19 protein-coding genes are annotated in these 18,551 nt (G+C 41.9%); 3 read left to right on the top strand and 16 right to left on the bottom strand.

Annotation, left to right across the window (positions count from 1 at the left end; all coding sequences use genetic code 11):
• Positions 1–28: 28 nt before the first annotated feature.
• From BLS20_RS05010 to BLS20_RS04975, 8 genes are all read right to left on the bottom strand, one after another.
• Entirely contained in the window at positions 29–1,192 is a 1,164-nt protein-coding gene (locus tag BLS20_RS05010; protein ID WP_090172881.1) for a phosphoglycerate dehydrogenase, read from the bottom strand.
• A 21-nt stretch (positions 1,193–1,213) separates the two neighbouring features.
• A complete protein-coding gene (gene serC, locus BLS20_RS05005; protein WP_090172879.1) occupies positions 1,214–2,308 on the bottom strand; it encodes a 3-phosphoserine/phosphohydroxythreonine transaminase in 1,095 nt (364 codons plus the stop codon).
• Between the two features lie 54 nt (positions 2,309–2,362).
• The gene (ilvB, locus tag BLS20_RS05000) at positions 2,363–4,030 is read right to left on the bottom strand and encodes a biosynthetic-type acetolactate synthase large subunit (RefSeq protein WP_090172878.1); all 1,668 of its coding nucleotides are present in this window, start codon (positions 4,028–4,030) and stop codon (positions 2,363–2,365) included.
• 71 nt (positions 4,031–4,101) lie between these two features.
• Positions 4,102–5,775 (bottom strand): dihydroxy-acid dehydratase, encoded by a 1,674-nt coding sequence (ilvD, locus tag BLS20_RS04995; RefSeq protein ID WP_090172875.1) that lies wholly within the window; start codon positions 5,773–5,775, stop codon positions 4,102–4,104.
• A gap of 55 nt (positions 5,776–5,830) precedes the next feature.
• Positions 5,831–6,931, bottom strand: coding sequence for a 3-isopropylmalate dehydrogenase (gene leuB, locus BLS20_RS04990; protein WP_090172873.1), 1,101 nt, complete (start codon positions 6,929–6,931; stop codon positions 5,831–5,833).
• Between the two features lie 148 nt (positions 6,932–7,079).
• A complete protein-coding gene (yajC, locus tag BLS20_RS04985; RefSeq protein ID WP_090172872.1) occupies positions 7,080–7,418 on the bottom strand; it encodes a preprotein translocase subunit YajC in 339 nt (112 codons plus the stop codon).
• 57 nt (positions 7,419–7,475) lie between these two features.
• Positions 7,476–8,606, bottom strand: coding sequence for a tRNA guanosine(34) transglycosylase Tgt (tgt, locus tag BLS20_RS04980; protein ID WP_090172870.1), 1,131 nt, complete (start codon positions 8,604–8,606; stop codon positions 7,476–7,478).
• 16 nt (positions 8,607–8,622) lie between these two features.
• Positions 8,623–9,831 (bottom strand): hypothetical protein, encoded by a 1,209-nt coding sequence (locus tag BLS20_RS04975; protein WP_090172868.1) that lies wholly within the window; start codon positions 9,829–9,831, stop codon positions 8,623–8,625.
• 151 nt (positions 9,832–9,982) lie between these two features.
• Between BLS20_RS04975 and aroC the strand changes: the two genes are divergently transcribed.
• The gene (aroC, locus tag BLS20_RS04970) at positions 9,983–11,083 is read left to right on the top strand and encodes a chorismate synthase (protein ID WP_090172966.1); all 1,101 of its coding nucleotides are present in this window, start codon (positions 9,983–9,985) and stop codon (positions 11,081–11,083) included.
• Between the two features lie 173 nt (positions 11,084–11,256).
• Here aroC and BLS20_RS04965 read toward each other — a convergent pair whose 3' ends face one another.
• The gene (locus tag BLS20_RS04965) at positions 11,257–12,189 is read right to left on the bottom strand and encodes a DnaJ C-terminal domain-containing protein (protein ID WP_090172866.1); all 933 of its coding nucleotides are present in this window, start codon (positions 12,187–12,189) and stop codon (positions 11,257–11,259) included.
• 74 nt (positions 12,190–12,263) lie between these two features.
• Positions 12,264–12,719, bottom strand: a complete 456-nt coding sequence (locus BLS20_RS04960) for an Hsp20/alpha crystallin family protein (RefSeq protein ID WP_090172864.1) — start codon at positions 12,717–12,719, stop codon at positions 12,264–12,266.
• A gap of 229 nt (positions 12,720–12,948) precedes the next feature.
• Between BLS20_RS04960 and BLS20_RS14075 the strand changes: the two genes are divergently transcribed.
• Positions 12,949–13,221 (top strand): SLC5/6 family protein, encoded by a 273-nt coding sequence (locus BLS20_RS14075; protein WP_341443190.1) that lies wholly within the window; start codon positions 12,949–12,951, stop codon positions 13,219–13,221.
• 12 nt (positions 13,222–13,233) lie between these two features.
• Positions 13,234–14,301 (top strand): sodium-dependent transporter, encoded by a 1,068-nt coding sequence (locus BLS20_RS04955; RefSeq protein WP_341443192.1) that lies wholly within the window; start codon positions 13,234–13,236, stop codon positions 14,299–14,301.
• 137 nt (positions 14,302–14,438) lie between these two features.
• On the opposite strand, the gene BLS20_RS04950 is transcribed toward BLS20_RS04955, so the two are convergent.
• The 6 genes from BLS20_RS04950 to BLS20_RS04925 form a co-directional block, all read right to left on the bottom strand.
• The gene (locus BLS20_RS04950; RefSeq protein ID WP_090172862.1) at positions 14,439–14,969 is read right to left on the bottom strand and encodes a hypothetical protein; all 531 of its coding nucleotides are present in this window, start codon (positions 14,967–14,969) and stop codon (positions 14,439–14,441) included.
• Between the two features lie 5 nt (positions 14,970–14,974).
• A complete protein-coding gene (locus BLS20_RS04945; protein WP_176762293.1) occupies positions 14,975–15,817 on the bottom strand; it encodes a metal ABC transporter permease in 843 nt (280 codons plus the stop codon).
• Complete coding sequence (locus BLS20_RS04940) at positions 15,814–16,524, bottom strand: metal ABC transporter ATP-binding protein (protein WP_090172860.1); 711 nt, start codon at positions 16,522–16,524, stop codon at positions 15,814–15,816. The genes BLS20_RS04945 and BLS20_RS04940 overlap by 4 nt, the downstream gene beginning before the upstream one ends.
• Positions 16,525–16,547: 23 nt before the next feature.
• Positions 16,548–17,552 (bottom strand): metal ABC transporter substrate-binding protein, encoded by a 1,005-nt coding sequence (locus tag BLS20_RS04935; protein ID WP_090172858.1) that lies wholly within the window; start codon positions 17,550–17,552, stop codon positions 16,548–16,550.
• Positions 17,553–17,640: 88 nt separating this feature from the next.
• Entirely contained in the window at positions 17,641–17,952 is a 312-nt protein-coding gene (locus BLS20_RS04930; RefSeq protein ID WP_090172856.1) for a hypothetical protein, read from the bottom strand.
• Positions 17,953–18,119: 167 nt separating this feature from the next.
• A complete protein-coding gene (locus BLS20_RS04925) occupies positions 18,120–18,473 on the bottom strand; it encodes a hypothetical protein (RefSeq protein ID WP_090172854.1) in 354 nt (117 codons plus the stop codon).
• Between the last annotated feature and the right edge of the window lie 78 nt (positions 18,474–18,551).

Genomic DNA, 18,551 nt, shown 5'->3' with positions numbered 1-18,551 from the left:
CTATATAATTTATAATTTCGAACATTAATTATTTAATTACACGTACTTTAAATACGGTCTCAATTGCAGCTAATTTGTCTGCAACTTCCTGTGTAGCAGGACTATCAAGATCCAATAATGTGTATGCATAATCTCCCTTAGATGCATTTGACATATTGGCAATATTGATATCGGCATCACCAAATACCGCTGTGAATTTACCGATACTTCCCTTTACATTCTTATGAAGAACCGCAATTCTTCCGGCACTTGCACATACTCCAAGATTGCAGTTTGGATAGTTTACGGAATTGGTGATATTACCATTTTCAAGATAATCACGAATTTCCTTAACTGCCATAATTGCACAGTTGTCTTCAGACTCTGCTGTAGAAGCACCAAGATGCGGAAGTACGATACAACCTTCCTGACCTGCAGTTGTTGGGTTCGGAAAATCGCATACATAACGACGAATCTTACCGTCTTTTAACGCCTTTACGATTGCTTCTTCTTCTACCAACGCATCACGTGAGAAGTTAAGTACAACCGCATTTTCCTTCATTGAAGCAATCGCTTCTGCATTCACCATACCCCTTGTAGCATCCATAAGCGGTACATGAATTGTGATAAAATCACAGTTTTTATAAATTTCTGCCGGATCTTTTACGATGGTTGCTTTTCCTGACAGATGAAGTGCTGCCGGAACTGACAGATATGGGTCATATCCAACTACTTCCATTCCAAGCTTGATTGCAGAGTTTGCAACCTGAACACCGATTGCTCCAAGTCCGATTACACCAAGCTTCTTACCAAGAATCTCAGTACCTGCATACTGTTTTTTCTGCTTCTCAGCTTTCTTTGCAAGATCAGCATCGGTCTTATTTTCTGTTACCCAGTTAATACCGTCTACGATACCACGAGATGCAAGAAGCATACCTGTAAGAACAAGCTCCTTAACACCATTTGCATTTGCTCCCGGTGTGTTAAATACAACAACACCTTTTTGTGCACATTTATCCAACGGAATATTGTTTACACCTGCACCTGCACGAGCAACAACTTCAAGACTTTCCGGAAGATCCATATCATGCATTGCCGCACTACGTACCAGGATTGCCTGTGCCTCATTTACATCTTCTGTTTTTTCATAAGCAGCATCAAAGCCGTCAAGACCTACTGCTGCGATTGGATTCAAACACGCGTACTTATACATTACCTTAGTACTTCCTTTCTCTTATTTATATTTCTTTTCAAATTCAGCCATGAAATCAACAAGCTTTTCAACACCGGCCTTTGGCATAGCATTGTAGATACTTGCACGCATACCACCAACACTTCTGTGTCCTTTTAAGTTCTCCATTCCGGCTGCCTGTGATTCTGCAACAAACTTAGCCTCTAAGTCCTTATCTCCTGCTGTAGTTACGAATGGAACGTTCATAACAGAACGGTCTTCCTTACGTACTGTTCCTGTAAACATATCAGACTGATCAATATAATCATAAAGGATCTTAGCCTTTTCAATATTTCTTCTTTGCATTTCTTCAAGACCGCCCATATTCTTGAGCCACTTAAATACCTTGCCGCACATATAAATATCCCAGCAGTTTGGTGTGTTATATAAAGAATTAGCATCTGCATGTGTCTTAAACTGAAGATATACCGGTACATCTGCAAGATCTTCCTGTGGAATCAGATCTTCACGAACAATTGCAATTGCAAGACCTGCAGGTCCAACATTCTTTTGAACTCCACCGTAAATAACACCATATTTGCTAACATCCATAGGCTCTGATAAGAACATAGAAGACACATCAGCTACTAATGGCTTGCCTTTTGTATTCGGTAATGTTCTAATTGTTGTTCCGTATACTGTCTCATTCTGGCAGATGTATACATAATCTGCATTGTCTGTAACAGGCAGATCTGAAAGATCCGGGATATATGTAAATGTCTTATCTTCTGATGATGCAATCTTATTTGCTGTGATAAATCTTCCGGCTTCCTGGAATGCTTTCTTTCCCCAGTTACCTGTTACGATATAATCAGCAACTTTATTCTTATGCATAGACAGATTCATTGGAATCATGGAAAATACTAAAGTTGCTCCGCCTTGAAGGAATAATACCTTGTAATTATCCGGAATTCCCATAACGTCACGGATATCAGCTTCTGCTTCTTTGATAATCTGATCAAACATCTTAGAGCGGTGTGACATTTCCATTACGGACATTCCACATCCTCTGTAATCCATTAATTCTTCCTGTGCTTCTTTTAATACTTCTTCCGGTAAAACTGCCGGACCTGCTGAAAAGTTATACACTCTTCCCATTTCTTTCTTCCTCCTACATTGTTACATTTCTTTTTTTATAATATGATGTTACTTCTAATCATCAGCACTCATTACTTCGTCAATCGGCTTACCCGGTGCTACCATCGGCCATACCTTATCATCACTATCAATAACACATTCTATTACATAAGGCGTCTTAGACGCGAGTGCCTTCTTAAATATCTCTTTAAATTCGTCAATCGTCGTTGCTCTTTCTGCATCCGCACCCATTGCTTCAGAAAGTTTAACAAAGTCAACCGAATCATTTAGAATCGTGTGCGAATAACGCTGTCCGTAAAACAACGATTGCCATTGCCTTACCATACCCAGTACATGATTATTAATCACGACCTGAATCAGTGGAAGCTGTTCTCTAACTGCTGTTGCAATTTCATTCATATTCATACGAAAACAACCATCACCGGCAATATTAATCACCTGTTTATCAGGATTCGCAATCTGCGCTCCAATCGAGGCGCCCAATCCATATCCCATTGTTCCGAGTCCTCCGGATGTCAGGAACGTTCTTGGCTGTTTATAGTTATAAAATTGCGCTGCCCACATCTGGTGTTGTCCCACCTCCGTGGAAATAATAGCCTCACCATTTGTCATTTCAAAAATCGTTTCCACTACCTGTGGTCCTGATAATCCATCACTTGGATCACTTAATGGGTAAGTCTCTTTCATTTCCAGAATATGCTGCATCCATTCTTTATGTTCTTGCTGCTTTACGATTTGATTTAAGCGAAGCAGCACTTCCTTGATATCTCCAATGATTTCACTGTCAATCTTGATATTCTTATTGATTTCTGCCGGATCAACATCAATCTGAAGAATCTTTGCATTACTTGCAAAAGATGCCGCATTACCAAATACACGATCTGAAAACCTTGCTCCGATAACAATCAGCAAATCACACTGCTGCACTGCAAGATTAGAAGTTTTCGTTCCATGCATACCAAGCATACCGGTATAATTACTTTTCGTACCATCATAGGCACCTTTTCCCATCAAGGTATCGCATACCGGTGCATCCACCAGCGATACAAACTTCGCAATCTCTTCACTGGCATCTGAAATCACACCGCCACCGCCGACAAAGACAATTGGTTTTTGCGCTTTTTCAATCAACAAAGCTGCATCCTCTAAGTCTTTTGGTAATATCGTATCTGCCACACGAAGCGGTTTTCGAATCACGGTCGATACGAACTTTGTCTTATTCGCCGTTACATCTTTTGGAATATCTACAAGAACCGGACCTGGTCTTCCGGTCTGCGCAATCATAAAAGCCCGTCTCATGGTTGCTGCCAAATCCTCCACATTCTTCACGATGAAATTGTGCTTTGTAATCGGCATCGTGATTCCTGTGATATCAATTTCCTGAAAAGAATCCTTTCCTAGCAAACTCACCCCGACATTACAAGTAATTGCCACCATCGGAACAGAATCCATATAAGCGGTTGCAATACCGGTAACCAAATTGGTTGCTCCCGGACCGGATGTTGCCAGGCATACGCCTACTTTACCGGTGCTTCTGGCATAACCATCTGCCGCATGTGCAGCTCCCTGTTCATGAGATGTTAACACATGCCGAATTTCACTGCTGTGTTTATACAATTCATCATAGAGATTTAAAATCGCTCCGCCGGGATATCCAAATACCGTATCTACGCCTTGCTCTTTCAAACACTCTATTACTATTTGCGCGCCTGTCAGTTGCATATTCTTAATGTCTCCTTTAATACACACCCACATCTGCCACTATGGGCAGATTTGGTATGTTGTAATATCTTTTATTCAAAAGAAGGTGTCTTTAAGATTGCTCCTGTACTTCCTGAAGTTACCATTTCCTGATAACGAGCAAGATAACCTTCTGTTACTCTTGGCTTTCTTGGCTTCCAAGCAGCCTTTCTCTTAGCCATTTCTTCATCTGATACATCTACCTGAAGTGTCATAGCCGGGATATTAATCTTAATGATATCGCCTTCTTCAACCAATGCAATTGGTCCACCTACTGCTGCTTCCGGAGATACATGACCAATTGCAGCTCCGCGGCTTGCTCCTGAGAAACGTCCGTCTGTAATCAATGCTACAGATGAGCCAAGTCCCATACCAACAATTGCTGATGTCGGATTGAGCATTTCTCTCATACCAGGGCCACCCTTAGGTCCTTCATAGCGGATGACAACAACATCGCCTTCCACAATCTTGCCACCTTTAATTGCAGTAATCGCATCTTCTTCGCAGTCAAATACGCGAGCCGGTCCTTCATGAACCATCATTTCTTCTACCACTGCGGAACGTTTTACAACACCGCCGTCAGGAGCGAGATTACCCTTTAATACTGCAAGTCCACCGGTCTGTGAATAAGGATTGTCAATCGGACGAATAACTTCCGGATTCTTATTTACAACGCCCTTAATATTTTCTCCGACTGTCTTACCGGTTGCCGTCATACAGTCAAGATTTAACAGATCTTTCTTAGCAAGTTCTGCCATTACCGCATATACTCCGCCGGCCTCATTTAAGTCTTCCATGTAAGTCGGACCTGCCGGTGCCAAATGACATAGGTTTGGTGTCTTTTCTGAAATTTCATTTGCAAATGAGATATCAAAATCAAATCCTACTTCATGCGCAATTGCCGGAAGATGAAGCATTGAGTTTGTAGAGCAACCAAGTGCCATATCCATTGTTAAAGCATTTAAAATTGCATCTTTTGTCATAATATCAAGCGGACGAATGTTCTTACGATACAAATCCATAACCGCCATACCTGCATGTTTTGCAAGACGAATTCTCTCAGAATAAACTGCCGGAATTGTTCCATTTCCGCGAAGACCCATACCAAGTGCCTCTGTCAGACAGTTCATAGAATTGGCTGTATACATACCGGAACATGAACCGCAAGTCGGACATACATGATTTTCGAACTCTTCTACATCTTCTTCTGTCATCTTGCCGGCTGCATAGGAACCAACTGCCTCAAACATAGAAGAAAGAGATCTCTTCTGGCCGTTAACATGACCTGCAAGCATCGGACCACCACTGACAAATACAGTTGGCACATTCAATCTTGCTGCAGCCATCAAAAGTCCCGGCACATTCTTATCACAGTTTGGCACCATAACAAGTGCGTCAAACTGATGCGCAAGAGCCATACACTCTGTAGAATCAGCAATCAAATCTCTAGTTACAAGAGAATATTTCATTCCTACATGTCCCATTGCAATACCATCACATACTGCAATTGCCGGAAATACTACAGGAACTCCGCCTGCTTCTGCAACACCCATCTTAACGGCATCTACAATCTTATCCAGATTCATATGACCCGGTACAATCTCGTTATAAGAACTTACAATACCTACCATTGGCTTATCCAGTTCTTCTTTTGTAAACCCTAATGCATTAAACAAGGATCTGTGAGGTGCCTGCTGCATCCCTTTTGTTACATTATCACTTCTCATTTCTTTACCTTCCTTTGTTGTTGTTATATCTTTTCCAATACTATTGTCGTCTTAATCAGATTCGCTGTGCAATGAGGTCTCCCATCTGTGCAGTCCCAACCTGTTGTACCGTCGCACGATCTGCTTCATGCTGTGGCATGATATCTATCGTACGATAGTTATCCTTTAACACCTGCTTTACAGCTGCTTCAACTGCATCTGCTTCCTGATCAAGGTCAAAGGAGAAACGAAGCATCATGGCTGCACTCAAAATGGTTGCAATAGGATTCGCAATTCCCTTACCTGCAATATCCGGTGCCGAACCACCACTTGGCTCATACAAACCAAACTTCGTATCATTAAAGCTTGCCGACGAAAGCATTCCAATAGAACCTGTTACCATACTTGCTTCATCTGACAATATATCTCCAAACATGTTCTCCGTCAAAATCACATCGAACTGTCTAGGATCTTTTACAAGCTGCATAGCCGCATTATCAACCAGCATATGCTCATAGGTCACTTCAGGATAATCCTGCGCAACCTCATCCACAACGCCTCTCCAAAGTCTTGACGAATCTAAGACATTGGCTTTATCAACACTTGTTACTTTCTTTCTTCTCTTCATTGCAGATTCAAAAGCCTTAATTGCGATTCTCTTAATTTCTGTCTCTGAATATGTAAGCGTATCTGTCGCAACTAAAATTCCATCCACTTCTTTGGTCTCTCGTTCTCCAAAATAAAGACCACCGGTCAATTCTCTCATAATTGCCATATCAAATCCGTCGCCGATGATATCATCCTTAAGCGGACACGCCTCACGAAGCTCATTATATAAATAAGCCGGACGTAAATTGGCAAATAAATTAAGTGCCTTTCTCAGTTTTAAAAGTCCTGCCTCCGGTCTTTTCTCTGCCGGCAATTGATACCATGGTGAGGTTGCTGTATTTCCACCGATTGATCCCATCAATACCGCATCGCATGCCTTAGCCTGTGCAATTGCTTCATCTGTCAGCGGAACACCATGTGTGTCGATGGAGATGCCTCCCATCAAAATTTCTTCATAGTTAAATGTATGACCATATTTCTTACCAACCTGGTCAAGAACCTTCTTTGCTTCTCTTACAATCTCCGGACCGATTCCATCTCCGGAAATAACTCCAACATGAAATTCCATCTTTTCTTACCTTTCATACACTTCACCCATTTTGGGTCTTAATCTTTTATACTATAGCCTATCTAATAAGATATTTCAACAAAATTACTACAGTACTTGTTACGCAAATAAAGCCGCTGCATAAAAGCAACGGCTCTAAAGACTGTTCTTACTTTTCTTCTGTTGTATCATCTGCGACTGCTTCAGAAGCTTTTTCAACCTCTGCAATTGCACTCTTTTGCATTGGGATACGACAGTTTTTGTTGTTACCAAATTCTACGATTACAGTATCATCAGATACATCTATCAAAGTTCCGTAGAATCCACTGTTTGTTAATACAGTGTCTCCGGTTTCCATTGTCTCAAGCATTGCTTTTTTTAGCTTTTCCTGTTTCTTCTGTGGTCTAAGCATCATAAACCAGATGATAACAAATAGTACCACAATCCAAATAATCATTGTATACGAGCTACCGCCCGACGTAGTTGATGCTAATAACGATGAAAACATTCTATTATCCTCCTAATACCTATCAATCTCTTATAGTTTTTCTAACAGTTCTATATTTTACACATCTGATTGCATTTGGTCAAGTTTTTGTTTCTTATACTCCGCAAATCTGCCCTCGTCCAATGCCGCGCGTATCTCCTCCATCATTGTATTATAAAAATACAAATTATGAAGTACGCACAGGCGCATACCCAGCATCTCTTTCGCCTTAAGCAAATGCCGGATATAAGCCCTTGAATATCTTCGGCAGGCCGGACATCCACAGCCTTCTTCTATCGGCCTTGCATCAAGTTCAAACTTTTTGTTGAAAAGATTTAATTTGCCATTATTGGTATAGACATGTCCATGACGTCCGTTACGACTTGGATATACGCAATCAAAAAAGTCAACACCTCTCTCCACCGCCTCTAGAATATTGGCCGGTGTTCCAACGCCCATCAGATACGTCGGTTTGTTTTTCGGCAGATAAGGAACCACTTCTTCTAAAATATAATACATCTGCTCATGAGACTCCCCTACTGCAAGGCCTCCCACCGCATATCCCGGAAGTTCCATATCCGCAATCTGCTTTGCATGTTCGATTCGAATATCCGCATAGATAGCTCCCTGATTGATTCCAAACAAAAGCTGGTGTGGATTTACCGTATCTTCTAATTGATTCAACCGCGCCATTTCCAATTTACATCGTTTTAACCAGCGCGTTGTCCTTTCTACGGAACGCATAACATAATCCCGCTCGGCAAGTGCCGGTGGACATTCATCAAATGCCATCGCAATCGTAGAGCCAAGATTCGACTGAATCTGCATGCTCTCTTCCGGTCCCATAAAAATCTTGCGTCCATCCACATGTGAATGGAAGGTCACGCCTTCTTCTTTAATCTTACGAAGTCCGGCAAGCGAAAACACCTGAAATCCACCGGAGTCCGTCAGTATCGGTTTATCCCATGACATGAACTTATGCAGACCGCCCATCTTCTTTACAATCTCATCTCCCGGTCTCACATGAAGATGATATGTGTTTGAAAGCTGCACCTGTGTCTTAATCTGTTCAAGATCTTCTGTTGATACAGCACCTTTAATCGCTGCCGCTGTTCCAACATTCATAAACACCGGTGTCTGGATATCTCCATGCACCGTATGCAGCACACCTCGTTTTGCACGGCCCTCAGTCTTTAATAATTCATACATGCTTATAATCCTCTATCTATCCTACGTATTTATCACTCCATGCTGAGTAATATTTTTTCTTTCCAATTTTCTTATAGGCACGGATTCTGTAATAATATGCCTTTCGATTGGATAAGCCTCCAAAAGTTTTCTTTTTTACAGACTTCTTCACATTGTAAGTCTTTGTTGCATTTTTGGCAAATTTACTTGAAGTCGACTTTTGAATCTGGTAACCGGAAATATTCGACATCTTCTTCCAGGCCATAACACTTGCATATGGACCTGCAAATCTACCGCAATATTTCACGCTCACTTTGCTTAATTTTTTCACTTTAATCTTCACCTGATAAGTTGCCGCTTTATATGCAGACGTCTCCGCTGCTGTTACGGTTATTACCGTTGTTCCCGTGCCTTTAATTGTGACCTTTCCATTGCTGTCCACGGTTGCCACCTTTTTCTTGGAACTGGTATATGTAAGCGTCGTCTGTGCTTTTGCATCAATCTTAAACGCCTTTGCATTTAATCTCTTGGTATAAGTCTTCTTACCGGTGAAGGTCTGCGATGCTTTCGTCTGTGTTGCCGGCGCCATTGTGGTTGTTAATGTCTTGCCGGCGCAGGCACTTGTCATCGTTGTATAAGCATTGCCACTCGTATCATAAAATGTCGACGGCAAATCTGCTGTAAGGCCTTCTGGAATCTCATCCGGCATCACAATCGTTGTAAGGCTCGTACAATCTTTAAACATATCTGTTATTGCCGTCACGCCTGTCAGTTCAAGTCCGGAAAGATCCACGCTTTCTAGCGCCGTATCCTCCATAAACCACTCAGACAAATCCGTATCCACAGTGCTTACTTTATCATCCTCGTACGATACAAATGAAATCGATTGATAATTCATCTCTTTAAAATGCATACCACTTCCAATCTCAACGGAATAGGTATTATCTCCATACGATGCAGTTGATGGCACGCTCATATCATAGGCCGGCATATTAACCCCCGTGATGGTACACTTCTCATTATCTAAAGTTGCCGCATAAACAGCCACCGTATCCGAATACCCTAAATCCGTATTCAAAGAAGGTTCTTCACTTCCAAAATAAAACAAGCCTTCTTCACCTTCTTCATATTCCACCAATTCCGGCACACTCTCTTGTGCATTCGCCGGCATCTGCAATGCAAACACTCCTGTCACAGCAATCGAAGCTGCACACAATAAGCTTCCCAACTTTTTCATATAATTCATTTCTACACCTCCGCTGATCTTCGACTCCATCTCTTCTTTTAAATATGATTATATAAAAATTCGATAGATTTTGCCACTATTCTTGCGACATTTCCCATTGTAAAGTATACTGAACGAGACTACATTCAATATGACGAAAGAAGGAAACAATATGGCAGGTTCTACATATGGAAATATATTTAAAATCACTACTTGGGGAGAATCTCACGGCAAGGCATTAGGTGTTGTTGTCGATGGATGTCCCGCAGGTCTTTCTCTATCCGAAGAGGATATTCAAGTTTATCTAAACAGACGCAAACCCGGCGCTTCCCGCTTCGCCACTGCGCGCAGCGAAGATGATAAAGTAGAAATTCTAAGTGGAATCTTCGAGGGCAAGACAACCGGAACTCCCATCAGCATGATGGTAAAAAACAAAGATCATCACTCGGCCGATTACTCTAAGATTGCATCCTATTATCGCCCGGGTCATGCAGATTATACATTTGATGAAAAGTATGGTTTTCGCGATTACCGCGGCGGCGGTCGTTCCTCCGGAAGAGAAACCATCGGACGCGTAGCAGGCGGTGCAATCGCAGCCAAAATCTTAAAAGAATTCGGCATCACGCTTAACACCTATGTCGCTTCCATTGGGCCTATCAGCATTTCGCAAAATCGATTTGACTTAGATGAAATTGATAAAAACGAACTAAATATGCCGGATAAAGTAGCCGCACAGGAAGCTGCTGCATATCTTGAAACCCTGATAAAAGAAAAAAATTCTGCAGGCGGCACCGTGGAATGCATCGTTCAAGGACTCCCAACCGGACTAGGCGATCCCGTCTTTGATAAACTAGATGCCAACCTCGCGAAAGCAATTTTCTCTATTGGCGCTGTAAAAGGATTGGAAATCGGTGACGGATTTGCAGCCGCACATACGACAGGCCTTCATAACAATGATGCATTTATAACAGATGCGCAGGGTCACATCACTAAGAAAACCAACCACTCCGGTGGTATACTAGGTGGCATCAGCGATGGTGCGCAGCTTGTTTTAAGAGCTGCCTTTAAACCAACGCCATCCATTGCAGCTCCTCAGCAGACAGTCAACAAAGACGGCGAAGAAATCACCATCGAGATTGTCGGACGTCACGACCCCTTGATTGCTGCACGAGGCGTTGTCGTCGTCGAAGCTATGACCGCGCTCACACTTGTGGATGCATTATTTGCAAATGCCAGCGCCCGTATTGATACGTTAAAAAAAATATATAAATAAAAACCGGTCAGCACCCAGATTCTAACAATCCTAGGGGCTGACCTTTATGTCAAGACTCGCTCGCGAGTCTTGCGCGCCGGATTCGGATCTGCTTCAGCAGACAAATTCCTGTCCGAATCCGTGCGCATCCTCGCGGAGCGTTTAACTCAGTCGGAGCTTGCTCTCCGACTGAGTTAACTGACGTTTTGTAATTCCTTTAGCAATTCCTTCGCTTTTGCACTGACATGCTTTGGCACCTGAATTTCCACTGTTACATACAGATTTCCTTTTTTGGAAGGGTCCTTCATATGCGGCGCTCCTTTAGATCGTATCCTAATCTTGCTACCCGCCTGTGTCCCGGCTTTTATGACACATTCCACATCTCCATACAGAGTATGCACCCGAGCAGTTCCTCCAAGCACAGCGGTTGTGTATGGAATGCGCACAGTCGTATATAAATCGTCTCCTTTTCTGGTATATTCTTTATCCTCATTTACTTTCACTTTCAAAAGTACATCCCCTGAAGCTGCGTTGTGATATCCCGGATTTCCCTGCCCCTTTAGGCGAATTGTTTTGCCGGAATCTATGCCTGCCGGAATATGTACTGACAGATTCCTTGTCTGCCCGGTATGCGCATCCTGGATCACGATCGTATGATCACATCCCCATATCGCATCCCGAAAATCAATTGCAATTTCCGCCGTAATATCCTCACCTCTCATACCATAGTCATGATTTGCATGAAATCCTCCGGTTTTGAAACCACCAAAGCCACCAAACATTCCGGACAAAAGATCATCCAGGTCAAGATCCATACCGTCATTTTGATATTCAAAATGAAAGCCTCCATCCGTCCCTTGGCGTCCGGCATATCGTCTAGCCGCATCTGCATCAAATCCTTCTTCTAATCCCATCATTCCAAACTCATCATATAACTTCTTTTTCTTTTCATCACTTAGTACATTGTACGCTTCCGTAACGTCCTTAAACATTTCCTCTGCCTTAGGATCTTTGTTTGTATCCGGATGGTACTTCTTTGCAAGTCTGCGATATGCTTTTTTTATTTCTGATGCATCCGCTAAACGCCCCACGCCTAACACGTCATAATAATCTTTTTTGGCAACCATATCCTCCACCTCCTTATCCGCTTATAGTAAGAAGCGGGCTGCATTCTAGTGCAGCCCGCCAATGTTGTTCTTTATTAACCTTGAATGGTGATGCACTTACGCTCTTCCACCTGTGGTTTTGCTTCTTTTTTCGGAATTGCAAGTTTTAGGATGCCATCCTTGAAGCTTGCTTTGATGTCTTCTTGTTCTAGTTCTTCGCCAACGAAAAAGGTTCTTTGGCATGTTCCGGAAAATCTTTCCTTGCGAATATACGCATCCTTTTCTTTCGTCTGCTCGGTCTTCTTCTCAGCCGTAATTGTCAGATATCCTTTTTCAAGAGTTGCCTGAATCTCACTTTTATCAAATCCAGGAAGTTCCATCTCTAATTCGTATCCTTGATCGGATTCTGTAATATCTGTAAGCATGAGGTTCTTACTATTGTAGCGTTTCTTATCGCCTCTGCGTGCATCCGGGGCTGACCAAGGATCCATAAACCAAGGATCATTAAAAAACGTATCAAATAAATTGTTGTTTGCTGTTGTTAATAACATAAGTCATTCCTCCTTCTACTATCGGCTCGATGATCTTTCATCGGTCGCTACCTTTTTCTTTTCACAATTATGTTATATCACTTTTATTAGCACTCGTCAAGGGTGAGTGCTAACATTTTTTAAATTTTCTTTTCGTAGACACTTATTTGAAGTTATGGTAAAATGTTGAATATTGTATGATAATGATAATTTGGACGTACTATGATTATCATTACGAGAGGAGATAAAAATGAATAAACGAAGTACTTTTACCGGTGGAATCGGTTTCGTAATGGCCGCCGCAGGAAGTGCTGTCGGCCTCGGAAATCTTTGGCGCTTTCCATATCTTGCAGCCCAGTATGGTGGTGGTATTTTCTTGTTAGTCTATATCATCTTGCTGTTTACATTTGGATTTGCAATGCTTATGACCGAAATTGCCCTTGGCCGAAAAACAAAACTCAGCTGCATCAGCGCCTATAAAAAGCTCTGCAGCAAGTTTGCATTTCTTGGTTATCTGGCATAGCTCGTTCCGTTACTGATTCTTCCCTACTATGCAGTCATCGGAGGATGGGTTTTAAAGTATTGTCTGGTCTATCTGACCGGCGAAGGTAGCCTCGCTGCCTCGGATACTTATTTTAGCAGTCACATTTCCCAAACAGGCTCTCCTATTATCCTGTTTTTGATTTTCTTACTTGTAACTGCCATCGTTGTAGCATTTGGTGTGCAAAAGGGAGTTGAAAGAATCAGCAAAATTCTCATGCCGGTTCTTATCGTGATTGCAATCGGAGTATCGATTTATGTATTAACCTTGCCAGATGCAATAGAAGGATTAAAGTATTATCTGGTTCCGGACATTTCGCAGTTTTCTTTTAAAACAATTGCTGCCGCTGCCGGCCAGTTATTCTTCTCGCTTAGCATTGCCATGGGAATCATGGTTTCTTACGGTTCCTATGTACGCGATGATGTAAGCCTTGTAAAATCCGTCAATCAAGTCGAGCTGTTTGATACACTGATTGCTCTGCTTTCCGGTCTGATGATTATTCCGCCGGTTGTAATCTACAGCGGAGCCGAGGCAACAGCGAGTAAAGGACCCGGACTAATGTTTATGGCGCTTCCTAAAGTATTTGACAGTATGCCGGCCGGCACATTTATCGGGGCTTTGTTCTTCATCCTGGTACTGCTTGCGGCACTGACTAGTTCCATTTCCATCTTAGAAGCAACCACTTCGATGCTGATGGATCGCTGGAAGCTTTCAAGAACAAAATCGGTCATCATTCTTACGGTCTTTTCTATTCTATTAGGAATTGCCGTATCACTCGGTTTTGGATTATGGTCAGACTTCACAATCGGAGGCATGGATTTATTAACCTTCTTCGATTACATTACAAACAGTGTACTGATGCCAATCGTCACCTTCTTTACCTGTATCCTTATCGGATGGATTGTTGGAACGAAGGCACTCGAAGCTGAAATTCAAAAAAATGGTGAAGTGTTCCGGCGTAAGCTTGTAATGCGTGTTATGATTAAATACGTAACACCGGTTATGATGGTTTTAATCCTCATCTTTTACAATCTTGCACAATTTGGAATTATTTCACTTTAAAAAAACTGTATATGTAATATACCCTCCTTATCGAACACAATGATAAGTACCCTCTTTACTGGACAATCCAGTAAGAAGAGTACATATCACAATCCGGTAAGGAGGGTATTTTATTCTTTCTTTTTAGATTCTAATTGTTATTCCATAGTCGCATCTGCCAATCTACAATACGTAAGACCATCTTCTTCATAGGTTTCAAAGGTTCCCTGCACAACAATCTCCGTATCCTCTTGTGGATAGTCATCCGGATATGTATAATCTCCGGCAAGTTCGAATTCAATTCCCTGCGAGCAGCATGCTGTTGCATCCTGAATGATGCAGGCATAATAAATCTGTCCGGTTTCTTCATTTTCATATGTTGTAAAAGCACCATTCATCTTAACCGTCTTACCAATATACTCATCCGGTACAAGCATCATATTATAAACTTCCGAATACACCATCGTACTGCTAAGCTGGGTAAGATCCACATCTATCCCTTCTGCAGCGGACACTTCCTGCTTTGACACTGTGCTTTCCTCTTCCGATATCGCATCGGATTCGGTCTGTGTATCTGATACAGCCTCCTCAGACACCGTATCCGATGTCGCATCTTCAGATGCGCAACCACCAAGCAAAGCCGTCATCATACCTGCTGCCAAAATCATTCCCCATATCTTCTTTCTCATGCTCTCTAAGCTCCTTTCTTACCAATCACAAACGAAATCAAAAACGCTACCACATCGACTGCTACAATCGTGGAACCTACCGGCGTCCCTGCAAGAATAGAAACAATAATTCCAACAAATGCACAACACACCGATATCACCGCTGAACAAATCGTAACCGACTTAAAACTCTTAAACAATCTCATTGCCGATAACGCCGGAAAAATCACCAATGCCGAAATCAAAAGCGAACCGACAAGATTCATCGCCAATACAATGATTACCGCTATAATGATGGCGATAAACAAATTGTAGCGTTCCACCTTGGTTCCTGCTGACCTTGCAAAATTCTCATCAAACGTCACATTAAAAATCTTATGATAGAACAACACAAAAAATACAACTACAAGAATCGACATAATCACACACAGCCAAAGCTCGGTCTTAGAAATGGTCAAAATTGAAGTAGAACCAAACAACGTTGTACATACATCCCCCGAAAGATTCGAGGAAGCGGAAAATATATTCATAAGAAGATAACCAAGACCGAGTGCTCCCACTGAAATCATTGCAATTGATGCATCGCCCTTAATCTTGGTATTTTGCCCCGTTCGCAAAAGCAATACCGCGCTTACCACCGTAATCGGAAGCACCAATATTGTATCGTTCACCAAACCGAAAACGCCGGCTACCGCCATTGCCCCAAATGCAACATGTGACAATCCATCACCAATAAAGGAAAATCGTTTTAATACCAGTGTAACTCCAAGCAAGGAAGAACATAATGCAATTAAAATACCTGCCACAAGCGCATAACGAACAAACGGATACTCCATGTACAAACTCAGTTTTTCCATAATTTGCATCATGCCTCATTTCCTCCTTCCATCTCTAGAAAATATTTTCCCAGTGCACTTTCCATATATTCCGACTTTGTCCCAAAGAACGTCTTTTGATTGATATGCAAAATGTGCGATGCATATTTTAGGGCTGCGGAAATATCGTGTGATATCATAATAATCGTAACCCCTTCTTCATTGAGCTGTTTCACCTGCTCATACATGCTTGTGGTAATCATCGGATCAAGTCCCGAAACCGGCTCATCCAAAAGTAAAATCTTCTGCGTTGCGCATAAAGCTCTCGCAAGAAGAACCTTTTGCTGCTGTCCACCCGACAATTCGCGATAGCATCTTTTGGCAAGATTTGTAATCTGCATTCGCTCCATATTGGCCTTAGCCAGTCTCTTTTCTTCTTTTCCATAAAACGGACGCATTCCCATACGCCCCTGACATCCGGACAATACAATTTCCGCAACCGAAGCCGGAAAATCTCTTTGCACCAATGTCTGCTGCGGAAGATAACCTATTTCATTTTTAGAAAGATCATCCCCAAAGATGATTTCACCTCCCAAAAGCGGCTGCAATCCAAGAAGCGTCTTCATCAATGTCGATTTGCCGGAACCATTTTCCCCGACAATACATAAATAATCTCCTTTTTCAATCTCAAAACTGACCCCTTTTTGAATCACTTTCCCATCATAACCAAGAGAAAGGTTCTTTGCCGTAATATATGACACCTAATTGTCACCTCACTTAATTATTATTTTTGCAATGCCTGCGTCAGAACCTCAAGATTGCTTTCCATGGTTGACAGATACGTCACACCATTGTCTGCATCCTCAGCGGTTGTAGACTGCATCGAATCCAATGTCAGAATCTGCTGATCTTTGTTTGTTGTATTTTCTTTAATGGTTTGTGCGATCTTTCCATCTGAACTTTCAATCTGCAAAATACTAGAAAGCCCAAGCTCATCCACCTTCTGCGCAAGATAAGTAATCGTCTCAAAACTTGCTTCTGATTCCGCCGAGCAGCCCACAAATGCCGCATAATAGTCCAGACCATAATCATCAACCAAATAACGAAACGGGAATCTGTCACCAAATAATACCGTTGTCACCTGTGCATTTTCTACCATTTGCGCATACTCAGCATCGAGATTTTCAAGCTGCGCTTGGTAACTGTCAAGATTCGCTTTATAGGCATCTGCATGAGCCGCATCTACTTTCTCAAGCCCTTCTTCAATCGCAGTACACAGCTTCACAGCATTTTTCAAAGAAAGCCATACATGTTCATCATATTCAACTTCCTCTTCGCTTTCTTCCTCCGCTTCTTCAGCTTCTTCTTGCATGCCTTCCACAACCTCTTCCTCCGCGGCATCTTCACCAAGCACATCTAGAAGATTGATGACAACCATATCTTCATTTACCGCACTCTTAAGAGCATCTTCCACCCACTCATCGGACTCTCCGCCCACATAGATGAACATGTCGCATTCGCTGATTGTCAAAATATCTTCTGCACTCGGCTGATAACTGTGAAGATCCACGCCTGTATCCACCAGCAATGTCTCCTCAACTCCCTGCGTATCACCAACAATCTCTTTCACCCAATCATACTCCGGAAAGATTGTTGCAACTACGGAAATGTCATCACCACCATCTACAGCTTCATTGGATGAAGCCTGGTTCGATGATGATGCGCTGCATCCTGCAAGCATGGTTACGCCAAGTACCATTGCTGCGACTATCGTTATGAAATTTTTCATTCTTAAATCCTCCATTTCAAGTCTGAGATATACATCATGATTACCATTCATCTGCATTAGGGCGCACTACGCCCTTGTTTCGAAAGATTTAATTATCCATTCTTACCTTTAGGGAAATCAAAGAATTTTCAATCATTGGTTCTTTAAATAATTCGCTTCCAAGAAAATCCATGTGAATAAGTGCAATGACCACCACCACAACTACATCGGCGGTTCCCAGCTGTTTGACATTCTGTGCACATTGCTGCATTTGTTCGCAGACTGGGCAGTTTTGGCCACTACACTCATGGTTCGCATGATTGACAAGATACCATACGGAAAATACCATCACAAAAAAGATGACCGCAATGGTCATCAACGCAAGAACTTTATTCCATCGTCCTTCTCTGCCAATTCTCATAATGATATTCCTCTTGATTAGATTTGCAAATGATTTGCATTTTAGACGTGTTCGATTGTACGAGTTTTCCGATTTTTTGTCAAGTATTCATGTGAAAATATAATAGATTTAATCTGTGAAAAAAAAAAAAAAAAAAACATCCGCTCCTTAGCGAATGCTTTCCATTATTACACCATTGCTTCACAAACAATATCACCTTTGAAGGCGGCTCTGCAAAGTTCAAAAACTTTCTCTTGTTCACCTGTTGTGAGTAAGCAATCAAGATAATGCTCTTCTCCGTTCTTATCACAATAGATTAACTGCCCCTTAGGTGCATAGCTATACTCTTGATTCGTTATAATCGAAAAACCTGAAAAATACTCCATATTCACCAAGCACGAAAAACGCTCTTGGGCAAATCCTTCGAGATCAAGACGTCTTGCTTTACTCACAAAACGATGTGGAATCTCTGTAAGTGCAACTTTAAAAAGTGCATTGTCCTTGTCTTTCCTCATAGAAATAACAGCTGTTGGCTTAATCATCTTCCAATCCTCTTTTACAATCTTATTTCCTCAACTAAAATTTTCAACAGATGCTATTCTACACTAGCCAAAAATCGC

This window comes from Eubacterium oxidoreducens (genome assembly GCF_900104415.1).
Classification (GTDB): Bacteria; Bacillota; Clostridia; order Lachnospirales; family Lachnospiraceae; genus Eubacterium_C; species Eubacterium_C oxidoreducens.
Note: the sequence above shows the minus strand (reverse complement) of the source record. Positions and strands in the feature narration are given on the sequence as shown.